The sequence below is a fragment of the Nitrosomonas sp. genome, assembly GCF_043753625.1.
Classification (GTDB): Bacteria; Pseudomonadota; Gammaproteobacteria; order Burkholderiales; family Nitrosomonadaceae; genus Nitrosomonas.
In genome coordinates, this window is sequence record NZ_JAYUWI010000066.1 from 1 (window position 1) to 15,406 (window position 15,406).

The window sequence follows — 15,406 nt, forward strand, 5'->3', positions numbered from 1 at the left end:
AGTGATAATATGGATCGTGTCATCGGTTCCGCCATCAGCTAATTCCCAAATGCGATCCCAACTATTAGAAGTTGAAAAAACACCCGAGAATTCATAAGTGTCACTGCCTAGACCACCATACAAATCATCGTTGCCGCTTGTTCCATTGATTATTGCCATTTATTATTCTCCCAAGGAAAGGATGAACCTTATTGTTCATTTGGTACGGATAGTAGCAAACAATCTTTTTTTAAAGAAATACAGATAGCTAAAGTGATTAAATAAAGTTTTGGGTTAACTAAACTTATGATCTCTGGTTTATGGTTTTTGAATTTCCTCGGAAGATGATGAAATCAATAATATGCTCTGTAGAAGGGAGAATCACATGACTGCTAGAGCATTATCCGAGTTACAGTTGTCGCAGGCTTTCTTGAGCGTAATGGAACTTGGTTGTATCTACTGGGAGGAACTCATATTTTTCCAAGAATTTTATCGATCCATATTGATGAAATCCGGCTATTATCTTGGAATAGAATAGCGTTTTAAGTGAATGCGTGAAATATTGGTGATTTAAAATTGCATCACAATCAGGAGAATATTAATGACCAGCCAGAATGATGTGTCGATGGAGAATAAAGCGGAAGCAACAGGAAACCAGGCATTGCAAGTCAACGTCAAAATGCAACAGGGTGAGCATACCGGTCAGGCGCTGTATTCTAATGTTGTTTCCGTGCAAGGCGGACAGGGAATTGTTATTGTAGAATTTGGTTTTCTCGACCCTCAGACGATACATACGTTGAATCGATTAGCGCGCTCGGGTGAAAAAATACCGGATACCATCGGCGCAAAAATGTCGTGCCGGATCGCTCTGAGTATTGAAGCCGCGCACAATTTGGCGCAACAGCTGAATCAACTACTTCAAAAAAAATAGTTGGCAATCTTTAACAGGCCATTGAAAAACTATCTGCGTTGCCGCTGCGGTGTTAAAAACAGGCTAAAAATGCTCATTTATTAAGCATAAACCGCGCTTTTTCGCCTATTTTTGCCTTGCATCAGCTGCCTCGAGAACGTTTTTCAATGGCCTGTTAAGGGTCAGTCTCATATAACTGATTCTTATCACGATATTGTTTAACTGGAGAAACCCATGGTTGATGACAAAAATATTTTGACTCAAGACAAAGATGAAATGACGCAGCCGGCCACGAAGCCGATCAGTATCAGGATGTCGCCGGGTGAACAGACGGGACAACCTATTTATTCTAATTTCGCCTCCGTGAATGCCGGACAAGGCGTTGTGATAGTCGATTTCGGTTTTCTCGATTCGCAGAACCTAAATACTTTAAATCGAGTGACAAGATCGGGCGAGATGCTGCCTGATTCTATCAATGGAAAAATGTCCAGCAGGATGGCAATCAGTATTGATACCGCCCATCATTTATCTCAACAGCTCAATCAATTACTTAGCACAAAGCCTTCTGCTACGGTTGCACAGAGCCCGCAAAGTGCAGCAGATTCTGCGTTGCAGGCTAGTTCAAGTTCAAGTACTGCTACGGTTGATAGCCAGAATGCTCAGAAGAGTGACAAAAGCGGTTTCCGGTTTCCCTGGTCAAAGAAAACAGATTAATACGCATCGCCAGGTCGTATTGCCCATTTCACAATTCGACTATTTTATTGAGTTGAAAGCTGGAAATTTGAGATGGATCGCGCTATCGGATAATGGATAAATCGGTATAAGCCAATCAGACGAATAGAGCAATAGAGCAATAGAATACGTCTGATTGACTCAAAGTTCAAAACTTAATAATAAATACTGCCTAGCTATCCTTTTTGCGAAGCAGGATTTTCTTAAACAGCGGAATACACAACAACCCGATAAGAAGCCCAATCAGCATCATGCCATAATTCTGGAAGTTATTATTCGTGAATGCAGTGATTTGTCTGACCATGGCGCTTTGTTCCGCTTTGTCGGAAATTTTGGGTAGATTCTCCGCATCGTAGGTGTCGTTGATATTGTATGGCGTTACCCCGGGGATACTGGGGATATTTGCGCCGCCTTTACCAACCACTAATTGTGCTTTCATACCTTTTTCCATGTGATGGGAAATGTCGCAGTGCACCAGGAAGGTGTCATCAGACCCTGGAACGATAATCGTGCCGGAGACTGTTTTGGGTCCGGTCACTTCAAGGTGGAACATGCCATATTTATAGAGGTATTTTGGCAAACCGTGCATCATGAATTGATGGCGGATATTGTCTTCGTTGATGAAGTGCCAGGTTACTTTTGAGCAGGGTTTTACATGCCATTGCTGCTGATCAAACGCAAAAGCCGTTCCGGGGAATTTTGCGGCATACTTCCTGCCGGCACGCACGGTAATCTCAACTTCTTCTGAAATGCTTTTACAGCTGCTGGGCAATTTATCCAGGTTTTGTCCCATGATCATCGTGCCTTCGTGATCCATAATGTGATCATGATCCATGTGATGATGGTGGTGCGCATCGCCATGTTCTGTGGATTGAGTGCTTGTGGCGTGATCGCTGTGACCGCTGTGATCACCGTGGTCGATCGTGTGATCAGGAGGCATGTCATGACTGCTGTGATCCATGGCGTCATGATCATGGCTGTGATCTGTTGGGGTAGTATTTTTCTGACTCATGTCATGACCACTATGATCCTGGTGGTTGTGTTCGCTGGGTTTAGCCGGTTGCTGTGCCATGGCATGCGCACTGAGCGTTAGAATACCGGCAAGTAAGAAAGTAATTGTTGTAGTCTTAGCCATTATTGGTTACTCCCTTTTGGGCTTTTTAGACGTGAGACCGCTGCAACAGCGCATTGTTTGATTTGTTCCCGTTTGGCGAAAATCAGATAGATCAAAAGTCCTGCCAACAAACCATAGAGCGCGTTAAGCAACGAAGTTTGAGTCGCAGCATCAACACCGATATCTCCGGCAGGTGATCCCAGACTTGCCCATGCATCAAGGTCTTGCCACACGGGAAGTCTGCGCTCGTAATATTCTTTGGTGAAATACTTATTGAGCTCAATACCAAAATGACTGACCTTGGGCATGCCATGTTCACCTAAATAAGAGGTGTAAACAATGGAGCTCATGCTGCCGCCTTCCGCCATGCCGTTCGTGGTGATTCCCTTTTCCCGGTGATCATGAATCAGCCAGTCACCTTCACCATAGCTATGTTTGCCATCATTGATGGTTTCTAATTTTAGATCAATACGCTGCGCCGGAGCCATGTCAAAAACGTCACGCATGATCTGTGCAACCGGATTATGCTCTACACCGTCGTAATGCGTGATCGTGGCGTGGTGGCCGTGTGTATGGACGGCGATCAGTTCGCCGCCACTGTTCAGCAAACGCAGTTTGATTTTTTGATCCGGTTCTACAATGATCAGAGATTCCCTTAGCGTGTAAGGGAAAGACAAGCCGTTCAGGGTGAAGTAATCCTCAGTTGAATCGGTAATGTCATAACGTTGATTCATATCGCGTGCAATGAGTCGAGGATCGTTGTGTTTCTGAATAATGCTGCTCAATTCCTTATCCATCGCGTGATAGTGCAGATCATATTCCTGATCGAATTGCTCGCGCACGGCAACGGAGGAATGACGAACATGCCCGGCGCCAATATTTAAAGTTTGCAGCCAGTTATTCGGTTTGTTTTCTTCAACGACAATCATTCCAGCCAAACCCATTGCCAAATGGGTGTGCGTTTGCACATGGCAATGGTAAAACATGGTGCCCGGTTGACGTGCCTGGAACTGATAAATGCGGCGTTCGCCCGGCATCAGTTCTACTTCGCTAGTCTGTGGCACGCCATCTTGACCGCCATGCTCACCGTGTGAAAATGGGTGATCAACGCCGTGCAGGTGGATACTGTGCGGGAAATAATGTGTGTTCTCCAATACGATTTGGACGATATCACCTACTTCAACACGGATGACTGGTGATGGTAATCTCAGCAGCGGATTGGCGCGTACGCTTTCAAAATTTTCCGTTGACATGCCACTGGTCTTTGGCGCGAAAACCCATGCACCGGGTTGTACGCCAGGAGCAATATCAAACGTTGGAACCAATCCGGGAAAATCGGGTGATTTGCCGTTTAATTCCATGATTTCCAGTTTGATGGTAATCCGGTCGGGATCACCGTCACCATCCAGATCATCGGTTTTAATGATGGCATCGGGTGAAAGACCCGTTTTCATCAGGGTATCCATCGATATGTTGTTGGTTCCTTTAACTGCAGCGGCAATCCAGGCGGGATTATCCGGGCTGCAACCCGGCGATGCATCAATTTTGACGCCGTCAATTTCCTGGGCTTCCCGCCATGCAGGTGAAATCTTCGGGTCACACATTGGCTCCGCGGTTAGCGCTGCCGGATCAACTTTTACTGTTTCAGGCAACTTCAGAGATGCCTGAGCAATCGTTGCTGACGTCAGCATGAAGAAAGTTAATAGGGCAATAAAAATATGGATAGGCATATCAACGTACCTTAAAAATTTATCTAATATTAAAAACAAATAGGGCTGAACGGATCATGCAGTTTATTTATGACCGGTATCAGTTTAAATAGCCAGTATCTATCTGGTATGACAGATCGGTAGGAACAAAATACATTTAATTGTGTATCTGTAGGTAGGTAAAATTATGAGAAATATCTTATCTTCATCTATGTAATACTTCTACATTATCCGTCAAGCTATCATCTTATCTATTATACAGAACCCTATTACGCTTTTGTGGTTTTTCCATCGTTGATTAGATTTTAACTTTTTAACTTTTTAACTTACGCAGTAATTATCCGAGTGACGAACAAATTTCTTTTTACAGTTTTGAGCCGCTTTGTATATCGGCAAACCGTGGAAGTGTTAGTTTCTAAATTTAAGAGGAATCATGTGCCGTGCCAGCGGACAAAGAAAGGAAGCGCTATTTTTATCAGTTACGGGCTAATGGGTTTATTATTAATTGGATGTGGAAATAACGAATCAGCTCAAAAAGCACCGCGTTTGGATCAAGTGATCACAGTCACAGTGATGGCTGTAGAACCGGTTAGCATGCCCGTAAGCTTGGAAACAATTGCGCAAACCGAAGGCGCCAAAGAAATTGAAATCCGCCCGCGAGTGGGAGGAGTGCTGCTCAAGCGGCTATATGCTGAGGGTATGGCGGTTAAAGCCGGACAATCCTTGTTTTTAATTGACCCAGAACCTTTTCAGAATGCATTGGCAGAAGCCAAAGCAGCGTTTCTTGAACAGAATGTTCGTGTTATGCGTGCTCAAAGTGAAGAAAATCGCCAGAGGCAATTGCTGGTCGAGAATTTTGTCAGTCAGCGCGCCTATGATGTAGCAAAAGCAGATTGGGCTATTGCAGAAGCTGCTTTGCAAGCTGCAAAAGTGCGAGTTCAGCAAGCGGAACTCAATCTTTCCTATACCACGGTCAAAGCGCCAGCGAATGGGATGACGGGACGCTCTCTTTTTTCCGAAGGTGCGCTGGTATCCGCCAATAACAGTTTATTGACAACATTGACCCAACTCTCTCCGATATGGGTACGGTTTAGTTTTTCGGATAATGAAGTGGGGCAATTCGGCGGACATTTAAATGAAAAAAATGTTCGTAGTGTCAGCATGATTTTGCCAGATGGGTCCGAGTATCAGCAGGAAGGTAAACTCAATTTTGCTGCCAGTAAAATTGATCCGTTACTCGGCACACAACAATTGCGCGCAACCTTTGAAAATAGCGATCAGCGTATTTTTCCCGGTCAATTCGTGCGTGTGCGGGTTACCGCAGGAGAATCCAGAACTGTTTATAGGGTGCCCCAGGTTGCGGTTTTGACTTCGGATTTGGGGCGATATGTTTATGTCATCAATGAGAACAGTGCAGTGATGCAGCGTCCTGTCATTGCAGGTGATTGGATCGGTAAGGATTGGATCATTCTGGGTGGATTGAATGCAGGGGATAGAGTGGTTATCGACAATATAATCAAACTAACGCCCGGCAAAGTTGTTGATCCACAATTGCGGGATACTTTATTTTCTGCACAATCCAATGCGGCATCTACAAATTAAATAGCAGCTGCATACATGGCCAAATTCTTTATTACCCGACCGATTTTTGCTTCGGTTCTGTCGATTATTATAGTTCTAGCAGGATTGGCTGCGGCTACGCAATTACCGATCGAACAGTATCCAAGGATCACGCCGCCAACGGTTATTGTGACCGCAACATTTCCGGGTGCAAGTGCCGAAACAATGATAAAAACTGTGGCTGCGCCGATCGAGGAGAAACTCAGCGCGATTGAAGGCTTGTTGTACTTTAATTCTAGCGCTGACTCAAGCGGCCGCCTGACGATTACCATTACTTTTGAAATTGGTACCGATATTGATCGGGCTACTTTCAATGTCAGCAATGAAGTCAATACCGCCCTGGCACGTTTGCCGGATGAAGTGAGGCGCACCGGCATTACGATTCAGAAACGCTCCAACGATTTGCTACTGGTTTTTGCGATAACTTCCAAAGATCCGAAGCATACACCACTATTTTTGAGTAATTTCATTACGATCAATATCTTGGATGATATGAGGCGTGTCAGCGGTGTTGGCGAAGCCCGGATTTTTGGCGCGCAGGATTATTCCATGCGGATTTGGTTGCGACCTGACCGGATGGCACAGTTGGGTATTACAACGACTGACATTGCAAGTGCCATCCGGGCACAGAATGCGCAGCAAGCTATCGGGAAAATAGGCCAGGAGCCGGCCTTGGCGGATCAACAATTGGTTTATACCGTGACCGCGAAAGGGCGGTTATTAGAGCCGGAACAATTTGAGGATATTATTCTGCGCTCGGATGGGCCGCGCGGTGTGCTCTATCTGAAAGATGTGGCGCGAATTGAGCTGGGTGCACAAGATTATGCAACGCGTACCTTACTCAACGGCGAGCCTGGACTAGGGATTGGTATTTTTCTGCGTTCGGGTGCCAATGCGCTGGATACTGCGGCAGCCGCTAAAGCTAGGATGCATGAGCTGAAGCAATATTTTCCAGAAGGCATGGAATACGTTATTTCTTATGATACCAGCGTGTTTGTCAAAGAATCGATTTGGGAAGTGATAAAAACTCTGGGGGAAGCGATGCTGCTGGTGGTTCTGGTGGTTTACTTGTTTCTCCAAAGCTGGCGTGCCACGTTGATTCCGATCATTGCTATTCCGATTTCCTTGATCGGCACCTTTGCAGGATTATGGCTATTAGGCTACTCAATCAATACGTTGACGTTGTTTGCGATGGTGCTTTCGATCGGCATAGTGGTCGATGATGCGATTGTCGTGCTGGAAAATATTGAACGCCTGATATCGCAGGAGAAACTATCGCCGATGGATGCCGCCATCAAAGCAATGCAACAGGTATCCAGCGCCGTGGTGGCGATGACAATGGTTTTGGTGGCGGTTTTTATACCGGTTGCTTTTCTCGGCGGTATCGCAGGAGAGCTGTACCAGCAGTTTGCCGTGACAGTGGCTGTCGCCGGTGTTATTTCCGGTATTGTCGCTTTAACGCTGACGCCCACGTTGTGTGCGGTCTTACTTCGGCCCACACACCGCCAATTTGTTTTCTTTACCTGGTTTAATGCTCACTTTGAGCATGCACGCAAATTCTATGTGGGTATGGTTGGTTTGAGTTTGCGGCATGTGGCTAGAAGCGCGCTGATATTTCTGGTGGTGGTTGCTGGTCTGGTTTATTTGATAAAAAATATTCCGGAAAGCTTTGTTCCGCCGGAAGACCAAGGTTATGTGATTGCGGCGGTGATCTTGCCAGATGGTGCAACACTGGCGAGAACAGTCAGCACGGCGGATGCCATCAATACCGAGATGGCAAAGGAATCTGCCGTGGCTTTTCAGTTCGCGGTCAATGGATTGGATTTTATTGGCGGCGGCAATAAAACCAATGTTTCGACCATGTTCATCCGTTTAAAGGATTGGTCAGAACGCTCCACAACCGCTACGGATATTGTGAAAAAATTGTTTCTGATCGGCGCGCAACAACCGGATGGTTTGGCGATAGCCTTTAATCCGCCGGCGATACGTGGTTTGGGTAGTACGGGCGGCTTTGAATTATTTGTTCAAAGCCGGACAAATTCAGAGACAGCGCAATTGGCCAGTGTGGTGAATGAGCTGGTACAAACCCTGAAACAGGAACCCAAGCTGGCGACTGTGAATACTTTCTTGCGAACATCGGTGCCGCAATATTTCGTTGAAGTGGATGAAGCCAAAGCCATCGCGCAGGGCGTTTCCATTTTAGATATCTACGCCGCGCTTCAAAGCACCATGGGATCATTTTATGTGAATGATTTTAATCGTTCCGGACGGACCTATCGCGTGCAGTTGCAAGCTGAAGCGGCTTATCGCATGAAAGCGGAAGATCTCGGAAAAGTTTATGTGCGTTCAGACTCCGGCTCGATGATTCCTTTATCTGCACTGAGCACAGTAAAGCATATCGTGGGTGCAGAGCAATTGGAGCGATTCAACGGTCTACTGTCGGCAAAAATAATGGGCAGTGGTGCGAGTGGAGTCAGTTCTGGCGATGCGATTGCGCTGGTTGAAGGTATTGCGGCCAGAACATTGCCGGAGGGTTATCAGATCGCTTGGACCGGCGCTGCATTCCAGGAAAAAAAGATGGGTTCGGCGGCGATTTTTGCGTTTAGCCTAGCCGTCGTGATGGTTTTCTTGATTCTGGCAGCGCAATTTGAAACCTGGGCACTGCCATTGGCTGTCATTATGGCGATTCCATTTGCGATGGTGGGTGCGTTGATAGCGATTTTGCTGCGCGATATGCCGAATGACATCTATTTTCAAATTGGAATGGTGACATTAATCGGACTGACAGCAAAGAATGCAATTTTATTAGTCGAATTTGCCAACCAGAGGATGAAAGAAGGTGTTGCGATTAAACAAGCAGCCATTCAATCCGCTCAGCTACGTTTCAGGCCTATTGTAATGACTTCCATGGCTTTTATATTAGGGGTTGTTCCTTTGGTACTTGCGACTGGCGCTGGCTCAGCGGCTCGACAATCGATGGGAACAGGTGTCTTTGGCGGGATGATCATGGCAACTTTGATTGCGACGATATTTGTGCCGTTATTTTTTTCCTGGTTTGTGAGCAAACATGGCCCCAAACATCCTGGAAGCAATCAAAACATACTGAAACAACCCGCTTTATCCTTCAAGCCTGCCAAAAAGACTCGGAATTAACTGACGAGGCGTGACTAACCGGTGAGTGTATCTGTGTACTTACTGCTGCTACAATCAAAGGTATGAATTTAAGCAAAACAAAAATACTCCAACCCGCTCAGAAAAAACTGGGGGATATCAATATAATCCTGGTGGGTATGATGGGTGCCGGCAAAACGACCATCGGTAAAGCGCTGGCTAACTCTCTGGGTAAGGAATTTATCGACTCAGACCATGAGATACAGGACCGTACTGGCGTAAAAATTCCGGTGATATTTGAGATTGAAGGTGAATCCGGCTTTCGTAAACGTGAATCTGAAGTGCTGGCTGAGTTGGTTAAGAAGAATAATATCGTATTGGCTACCGGTGGTGGTGCAGTTCTGAGCAGGGAGAATCGTCAGATATTGCGGCGCGGTGGGATCGTTATTTATCTCCGGGCGTCGGTTAATGATCTGTATCGGCGCACCCGGTATGATAAAAACCGGCCATTACTTCAGACCCAAAATTTGTTTGCAAGATTGAATGAACTCTATGTGCAGCGGGATGTACTGTATCGTGAAACAGCGCATGTCATCATCGATAGCGGGAAACAAGGTGTCCGTTTTTTAGTACAAAAACTCATTAATAAGTTAATATCCATTGATTTCAACAATATAATGCAAAATAATAGCAAAAATGCCATGCAAACTATCACGGTAGATTTTACGCCTTCGTCAGAAAAGCGCAGCTACCCCATCCATATCGGTCACGGAATCCTGCAACAGGTTGACTTGATTGTGTCATGCCTGCCGCAAAAAAGAGTCGCTATCGTCAGCAACACAACGATTGCGCCGCTATATCTGGATAATTTGCGCACTGCATTGGAGAAACAGGGAGTTATTTCTGTTTCGATTATCCTGCCGGATGGCGAAGCCCATAAAAATTGGGAAACCTTAAATTTAATTTTTGATGCACTCCTCAAAAATCACTGCGAACGAAATACTGCCATATTGGCGCTGGGGGGGGGGGTGATCGGTGATTTGACCGGATTTGCTGCGGCGACTTATTTACGGGGTGTGCCATTTATTCAGATTCCTACGACACTGCTGGCGCAGGTTGATTCTTCGGTAGGGGGTAAAACCGGTATTAATCATCCCTTAGGTAAAAACATGATCGGCGCCTTTTATCAGCCGCGTATGGTATTGGCGGATAGCGCAACATTGAATACGTTACCGGATAGAGAGCTGCGCGCGGGTCTTGCTGAAATTATCAAATATGGCTTGATTCGTGATCCAGCCTTCTTTGATTGGCTGGAACGAAATATGCATCGCCTGTTAGCACGGGATCCGGTGACGTTGAATGAAGCGATCCAACGCAGCTGTGAAAACAAAGCTGAAATAGTCGCTGCGGATGAAAAGGAAGAAGGGGTGCGGGCTTTGCTGAATCTGGGTCATACATTCGGGCATGCCATAGAAAATGGGATGGGGTATGGTGTCTGGTTACATGGTGAAGCGGTGGCGGCTGGAATTGTGTTGGCAGCTGATCTATCCCGGCGCATGAAGCTCATCAGCGAAGCGGATGTGAGCCGTATCCGCAAGATTTTTTTACAGGCTGGATTGCCGGTTGCAGCACCCAGAATGCCACCGGAGAAATATTTACAATTGATGATGCTGGACAAAAAAGTGGATGCGGGCAAGGCCCGTTTTATTGTTCTCAATCGCATCGGTGAAGCAGTAATGCGGGCGGATATTTCCCCTGTCATACTGAACGAAACGATTTTAGCTTGTATGAGTGATGAATAAGCTGACTGCTTATGCGGTGTCTTCTGATAATTCGCGAGGACGCATGATTCATGAAGAGCTGCCTGCCGGGCGGAGTGAATTTCAGCGTGACCGGGATCGAATCATACACTCCACAGCCTTTCGCCGCCTGGAGTATAAAACCCAAGTTTTTGTCAATCATGAAGGGGATTTGTTTCGTACACGCCTGACGCATAGCCTGGAAGTTGCGCAGATAGGGCGTTCGATTGCAAGAAACTTGGGGTTGAATGAAGATTTGGTTGAGGCGATTTCACTGGCGCATGATCTGGGGCACACCCCATTTGGGCATGCGGGGCAGGATGTATTGAATGATTGCATGCGGGAATATGGCGGTTTTGAACATAATCTTCAATCCTTGCGGGTTGTTGATGTTCTTGAAGAACGTTATGCCGCTTTTGATGGCCTGAATCTTTGCTATGAAACTCGGGAAGGAATACTCAAGCATGTGGCGAGAAAAAACATTCCCAAACTTGGTTTATTAGGAGAGCGTTTTTTGCAGCATAAAAATCCTTCTCTGGAAGCGCAATTAGCCAATTTTTCTGACGAAATTGCCTATAATAATCACGATGTGGATGATGGATTGCGTTCAGGGTTAATCACGTTGAGCCAATTGGAAGAAGTATCTATTTTTTCGCGTCATCTGACACAAGTGAAAGATAAATATCCGATACTGCCGGAACGTCGCATGGTTTATGAAACGGTGCGCAGTATGATCAATACGCTGGTAACTGATCTTATTCAGCAAAGTACCCGCAACATCAAAGATGCCGGTATTGATACGCTGGCTGCAGTGCATACAGCGCCGCCGCTAATCGGCTTTAGCCAGCAGATCAAAAAGGAGCAGCAAGAATTGAAGAAATTTCTGTTCGATAACCTTTACCGGCATTTTCGTGTGGTACGCATGAATAGCAGGGCGCGTCATACTATTGAGAAGTTATTTGCAGCTTTTAGCTCGGAGATATTGTTGCTGCCTGTCAAATACCAGAAAAAATTTGAGCAGGAAGGACACCAGGCAATCGCTGACTATATTGCTGGAATGACGGACCGGTATGCGATTAAAGAGTATCAGCGCTTATTTTCTATTACAGAAAATTAATTATGAACAAAGTTTCAATTGAAAGAACACATCTTTTATCAAGACAGATTGGTTTTCTTGCCGGATAGACAATATACGTGATAGCTATTCACTGGTAATATTGCCGGTTGGGAAAAGGTTAATGTATTTGCTTGCAAGTAGCCTTTCAATAGAACAATAAGATATAGGTTTTTTAATGACAATACTTAAGAATGATACATTTCTGCGTGCACTTTTAAAACAACCTGTTGAATATACGCCTGTTTGGCTAATGCGTCAGGCGGGTAGGTATCTGGCAGAATATAATGAGACGCGTGCGCGCGCCGGGGATTTTCTTTCTTTATGCAAAAACCCGGGGTTCGCTACGGAGGTGACACTGCAACCGCTGGCGCGTTTCCCGCTGGATGCCGCAATATTGTTTTCGGATATCCTGACAATTCCTGATGCAATGGGATTGGGATTGTATTTTTCACAAGGTGAAGGACCCATGTTTGAACGTCCTTTACGCGAAGAAAAAGAAATTCGTGCATTAAAAGTGCCTGATCCCGGCCAAGAATTGCGTTATGTGATGGATGCAGTTGCAGAAATCCGTAAAGCGCTGGATAACCAGGTGCCGTTAATCGGTTTTTCTGGCAGCCCCTTTACACTGGCTTGTTATATGGTTGAGGGTCGAGGCGGTACTGAGTTTCGTGAAATCAAAACCATGCTGTATCAGCGCCCCGAATTGCTGCATCACATACTGGATGTGAATGCCAAGGCTGTGACGGCTTACCTGAATGCGCAGATTGAATCCGGTGCGCAGACTGTAATGATTTTCGATACCTGGGGCGGGGCACTTTCACATGCGGCTTATAAGGAATTTTCATTGCGTTATATCCAGCAGATTGTTTCCGGATTAAAGCGTGAGCAGGATGGTGTGCGTATTCCAAGTATTGTTTTTACCAAAGGTGGTGGTTTATGGCTGGAAGCCATTGCGGATATTGGCTGTGATGCTGTCGGGTTAGACTGGACAATAGATATTGGTGACGCACGCCGACGTATCGGGGATAAAGTTGCTTTGCAGGGTAATCTAGATCCTTCAGTGCTTTTTGCATCGCCCGAAGTAATCACTGCGGAGGTGGAAAAGATACTGGCCAGTTATGGGGATGGAAGTGGTCATGTGTTTAATCTGGGGCATGGCATTTCTCAGTTTACTCCCCCTGAAAGCGCAGCGGCATTGGTAGAGGCTGTTCATACATTGAGCCGTAAATTTCATTCGGTGAGCGTGTAAACAGATTTGGAGATCATCGCAAGTAATTTTGTAATAGTAAGTTTATGCATATATTGATTATTGAGGACGATTTGGCGATCGCTGCCAATCTGTATGATTTTCTGGAATCACGAGGTCATACGGCAGATGCTGCTGTCAATGGTATTGCGGGACTTCATCTTGCCGTAACACAGCGATTTGACGCAATTTTGCTTGATTTAGGTTTGCCTGGAATGAATGGAATGACTTTGTGCCGTAAACTGCGGCAGGAATTACAGATTGATACGCCGATTTTGATGTTAACAGCCCGCGATACACTGGATGATAAGCTGGCCGGTTTTGAGCAAGGAGCGGATGATTATCTCGTCAAGCCATTCGCATTAAAAGAAGTCGAAGCGCGTTTGTTGGCGATGCATAAAAGACATATCGGAAAAGTTGCTAATCGCAAGTTGGAGTTTGATAAACTGTCTTTTGACCCGAAAACATTTTCCATTCTATTCGACAATCAGAATGTAAAGATTCCCCCCAAGTGCATACGCTTATTAGCACTGATGATGAGTGAACCAGGCAGAGTATTCAGCCGGGAAGAGCTTGAGCTGGAAGCCTGGGAAGATGTCCAGGAAACAAGTGATACTTTACGTAGCCATATGCATATTTTACGGCGTGCCTTATCCAAGGCCGGCGGTTACGACCCAATCGAGACGGTTCATGGTCTTGGTTATTGTTTGACAGCTCGTGCGCAGATTCCCGATAGAACATAGTCTGCGCTATCGTGTTGCTGTAGCGCTGGCGACATTCAGCATTTTTACTGTTGGTACACTGTGCATTATTCTTTATTTTGTTTCAGACAACATAGAGGAAGATCATATTGAACAAGTGATTGAAATGGAAATGGATCATCTTGTTTATCGCTATCAGAAGCATTCGGATTTTATTTCTCAAGTCGGCTCACATTTAAAAACCTATGTTATTCATGATATAGACGATGAGTTGCAGATTCCTGCTTATTTACGCGGACTTAATGCTGATTATCATCGTATTTACTACGGCATTGAGGATTTCCATGTTTTAGTACGCGTTGTTGATGAAGTGAAGTTTCTTGTAGCGTATCGGATTGCGCTTCATCAACAGCGATTGAGTAAGCTGAGGTTACTCATTTTATTGTCTTGGGTCGTGGTAGTTGCGATTGCGTTTGCAGTCGGGTATCTACTGGCAAGAATGCTGGTTAAACAAGTGACAGATCTGGCTGAACGAGTCAATTTACTTGCTCCTGGAGATATCCAAGTTGGATTATTAACGCAGCCTGGAATGGATGAAGAAGTAGCGCAACTTGCGCGCGCATTGGATGATTATCAGGATCGTATCAAGCGCATGCTGCAACGTGAGCAAGAGTTTACTGCCAATATCAGTCACGAATTAAGAACACCGATTACAACCATTTTGACCAGTTGTGAATTATTGGTTGCGGCACCCGATATACCCATCAAAGCCTATCAACGAATAAAAATGATTGAAGCCGCTGCCACCCGTATGGGTGAGCAGATACAAGCCTTGTTATTCCTTGCGCGTGAACAGGCGCTTGGCGTCATAGAGACAGTGGCAGTTGCGGAATGTGTTTATGATGCAGCTGATCCATTAATGGTTGAGATTTCCAGAAAGAAGCTTGCTCTCGAAGTACTAATTGCTCCCGATGTGGTGCTTACGGTCAATCGTCAGGCATTACATACAGTACTGATGAATTTGATTCGTAACGCTGTGCAATATACCCAGGTAGGGTATATCCGGGTTGGATTTGATCATCAACGATTGTCTATTTCGGATTCTGGAATCGGGATAGAGCCGGCTTATTTGCCATTGCTATATGAACGCTTCTTTCGTGGTTCAACACAGGGGCAAGGATTAGGGATTGGATTGGCTATCGTAAAGCGAATCTGCGATCACTATGGTTGGTTGATCGAAGTAGACAGCACGCCTGGACAGGGTACAACTTTTCATATTGTTTTTCCCGAGCGCGCTAATAGCTGATAGTTAATCAGATCAATAGTATTCACGAATTCTTCACATTTCCTGTGTTAACGTTTTCACCC

Annotated in this window: 11 protein-coding genes and 1 pseudogene; 10 read left to right on the forward strand and 2 right to left on the reverse strand. The window is 45.5% G+C overall.

Features of this window, described 5'->3' with window-relative positions; all coding sequences use genetic code 11:
* Nucleotides 1-580 precede the first annotated feature (580 nt).
* Together ACH10T_RS06495 and ACH10T_RS06500 are read left to right on the forward strand one after the other, a co-directional pair.
* Nucleotides 581-910 carry a hypothetical protein gene (locus ACH10T_RS06495; protein ID WP_394808500.1) on the forward strand — a complete coding sequence of 110 codons (330 nt, stop codon included), beginning with the start codon at nt 581-583 and terminating at the stop codon, nt 908-910.
* 213 nt (nt 911-1,123) lie between these two features.
* Nucleotides 1,124-1,603, forward strand: a complete 480-nt coding sequence (locus ACH10T_RS06500; RefSeq protein ID WP_394808501.1) for a hypothetical protein — start codon at nt 1,124-1,126, stop codon at nt 1,601-1,603.
* A 190-nt stretch (nt 1,604-1,793) separates the two neighbouring features.
* Here the strand turns inward: ACH10T_RS06500 and ACH10T_RS06505 are convergent, their stop codons facing one another.
* The gene (locus tag ACH10T_RS06505; protein ID WP_394808502.1) at nt 1,794-2,756 is read right to left on the reverse strand and encodes a copper oxidase; all 963 of its coding nucleotides are present in this window, start codon (nt 2,754-2,756) and stop codon (nt 1,794-1,796) included.
* Nucleotides 2,756-4,465: a multicopper oxidase domain-containing protein gene (locus tag ACH10T_RS06510; protein WP_394808503.1), complete on the reverse strand. Its 1,710-nt coding sequence runs from the start codon at nt 4,463-4,465 to the stop codon at nt 2,756-2,758. The genes ACH10T_RS06505 and ACH10T_RS06510 overlap by 1 nt, the downstream gene beginning before the upstream one ends.
* A 414-nt stretch (nt 4,466-4,879) precedes the next feature.
* Here ACH10T_RS06510 and ACH10T_RS06515 point away from each other — a divergent pair, with 414 nt between their 5' ends.
* The 8 genes and pseudogenes from ACH10T_RS06515 (at nt 4,880) to ACH10T_RS06550 (ending at nt 15,344) form a co-directional block, all read left to right on the forward strand.
* Nucleotides 4,880-6,046, forward strand: a complete 1,167-nt coding sequence (locus ACH10T_RS06515) for an efflux RND transporter periplasmic adaptor subunit (protein WP_394808504.1) — start codon at nt 4,880-4,882, stop codon at nt 6,044-6,046.
* Nucleotides 6,047-6,061: 15 nt separating this feature from the next.
* Nucleotides 6,062-9,217 (forward strand): efflux RND transporter permease subunit, encoded by a 3,156-nt coding sequence (locus tag ACH10T_RS06520; protein WP_394808505.1) that lies wholly within the window; start codon nt 6,062-6,064, stop codon nt 9,215-9,217.
* Between the two features lie 62 nt (nt 9,218-9,279).
* Nucleotides 9,280-9,816, forward strand: a pseudogene (locus ACH10T_RS06525) (shikimate kinase); the annotation flags it as partial.
* Between the two features lie 60 nt (nt 9,817-9,876).
* Entirely contained in the window at nt 9,877-10,977 is a 1,101-nt protein-coding gene (gene aroB / locus ACH10T_RS06530; protein WP_394808532.1) for a 3-dehydroquinate synthase, read from the forward strand.
* On the forward strand, nt 10,970-12,091 hold the full coding sequence (locus ACH10T_RS06535) for a deoxyguanosinetriphosphate triphosphohydrolase (RefSeq protein WP_394808506.1): 1,122 nt from the start codon (nt 10,970-10,972) through the stop codon (nt 12,089-12,091). Before aroB ends, ACH10T_RS06535 begins: the two co-directional genes overlap by 8 nt.
* A 175-nt stretch (nt 12,092-12,266) precedes the next feature.
* Nucleotides 12,267-13,340: a uroporphyrinogen decarboxylase gene (gene hemE / locus ACH10T_RS06540; RefSeq protein WP_394808507.1), complete on the forward strand. Its 1,074-nt coding sequence runs from the start codon at nt 12,267-12,269 to the stop codon at nt 13,338-13,340.
* Nucleotides 13,341-13,384: 44 nt separating this feature from the next.
* Nucleotides 13,385-14,080 (forward strand): response regulator transcription factor, encoded by a 696-nt coding sequence (locus ACH10T_RS06545; protein ID WP_394808508.1) that lies wholly within the window; start codon nt 13,385-13,387, stop codon nt 14,078-14,080.
* A complete protein-coding gene (locus tag ACH10T_RS06550) occupies nt 14,055-15,344 on the forward strand; it encodes a sensor histidine kinase (RefSeq protein WP_394808509.1) in 1,290 nt (429 codons plus the stop codon). Before ACH10T_RS06545 ends, ACH10T_RS06550 begins: the two co-directional genes overlap by 26 nt.
* Nucleotides 15,345-15,406: the final 62 nt, after the last annotated feature.

Coding starts and splice junctions, on each gene's coding strand:
- hemE (WP_394808507.1), top strand. CDS start 12,267: ATGACAATACTTAAGAATGATACATTTCTGCGTGCACTTTTAAAACAA.
- ACH10T_RS06495 (WP_394808500.1), top strand. CDS start 581: ATGACCAGCCAGAATGATGTGTCGATGGAGAATAAAGCGGAAGCAACA.
- aroB (WP_394808532.1), top strand. CDS start 9,877: ATGCAAACTATCACGGTAGATTTTACGCCTTCGTCAGAAAAGCGCAGC.
- ACH10T_RS06505 (WP_394808502.1), bottom strand. CDS start 2,756: ATGGCTAAGACTACAACAATTACTTTCTTACTTGCCGGTATTCTAACG.
- ACH10T_RS06510 (WP_394808503.1), bottom strand. CDS start 4,465: ATGCCTATCCATATTTTTATTGCCCTATTAACTTTCTTCATGCTGACG.
- ACH10T_RS06500 (WP_394808501.1), top strand. CDS start 1,124: ATGGTTGATGACAAAAATATTTTGACTCAAGACAAAGATGAAATGACG.
- ACH10T_RS06545 (WP_394808508.1), top strand. CDS start 13,385: ATGCATATATTGATTATTGAGGACGATTTGGCGATCGCTGCCAATCTG.
- ACH10T_RS06520 (WP_394808505.1), top strand. CDS start 6,062: ATGGCCAAATTCTTTATTACCCGACCGATTTTTGCTTCGGTTCTGTCG.
- ACH10T_RS06535 (WP_394808506.1), top strand. CDS start 10,970: ATGAATAAGCTGACTGCTTATGCGGTGTCTTCTGATAATTCGCGAGGA.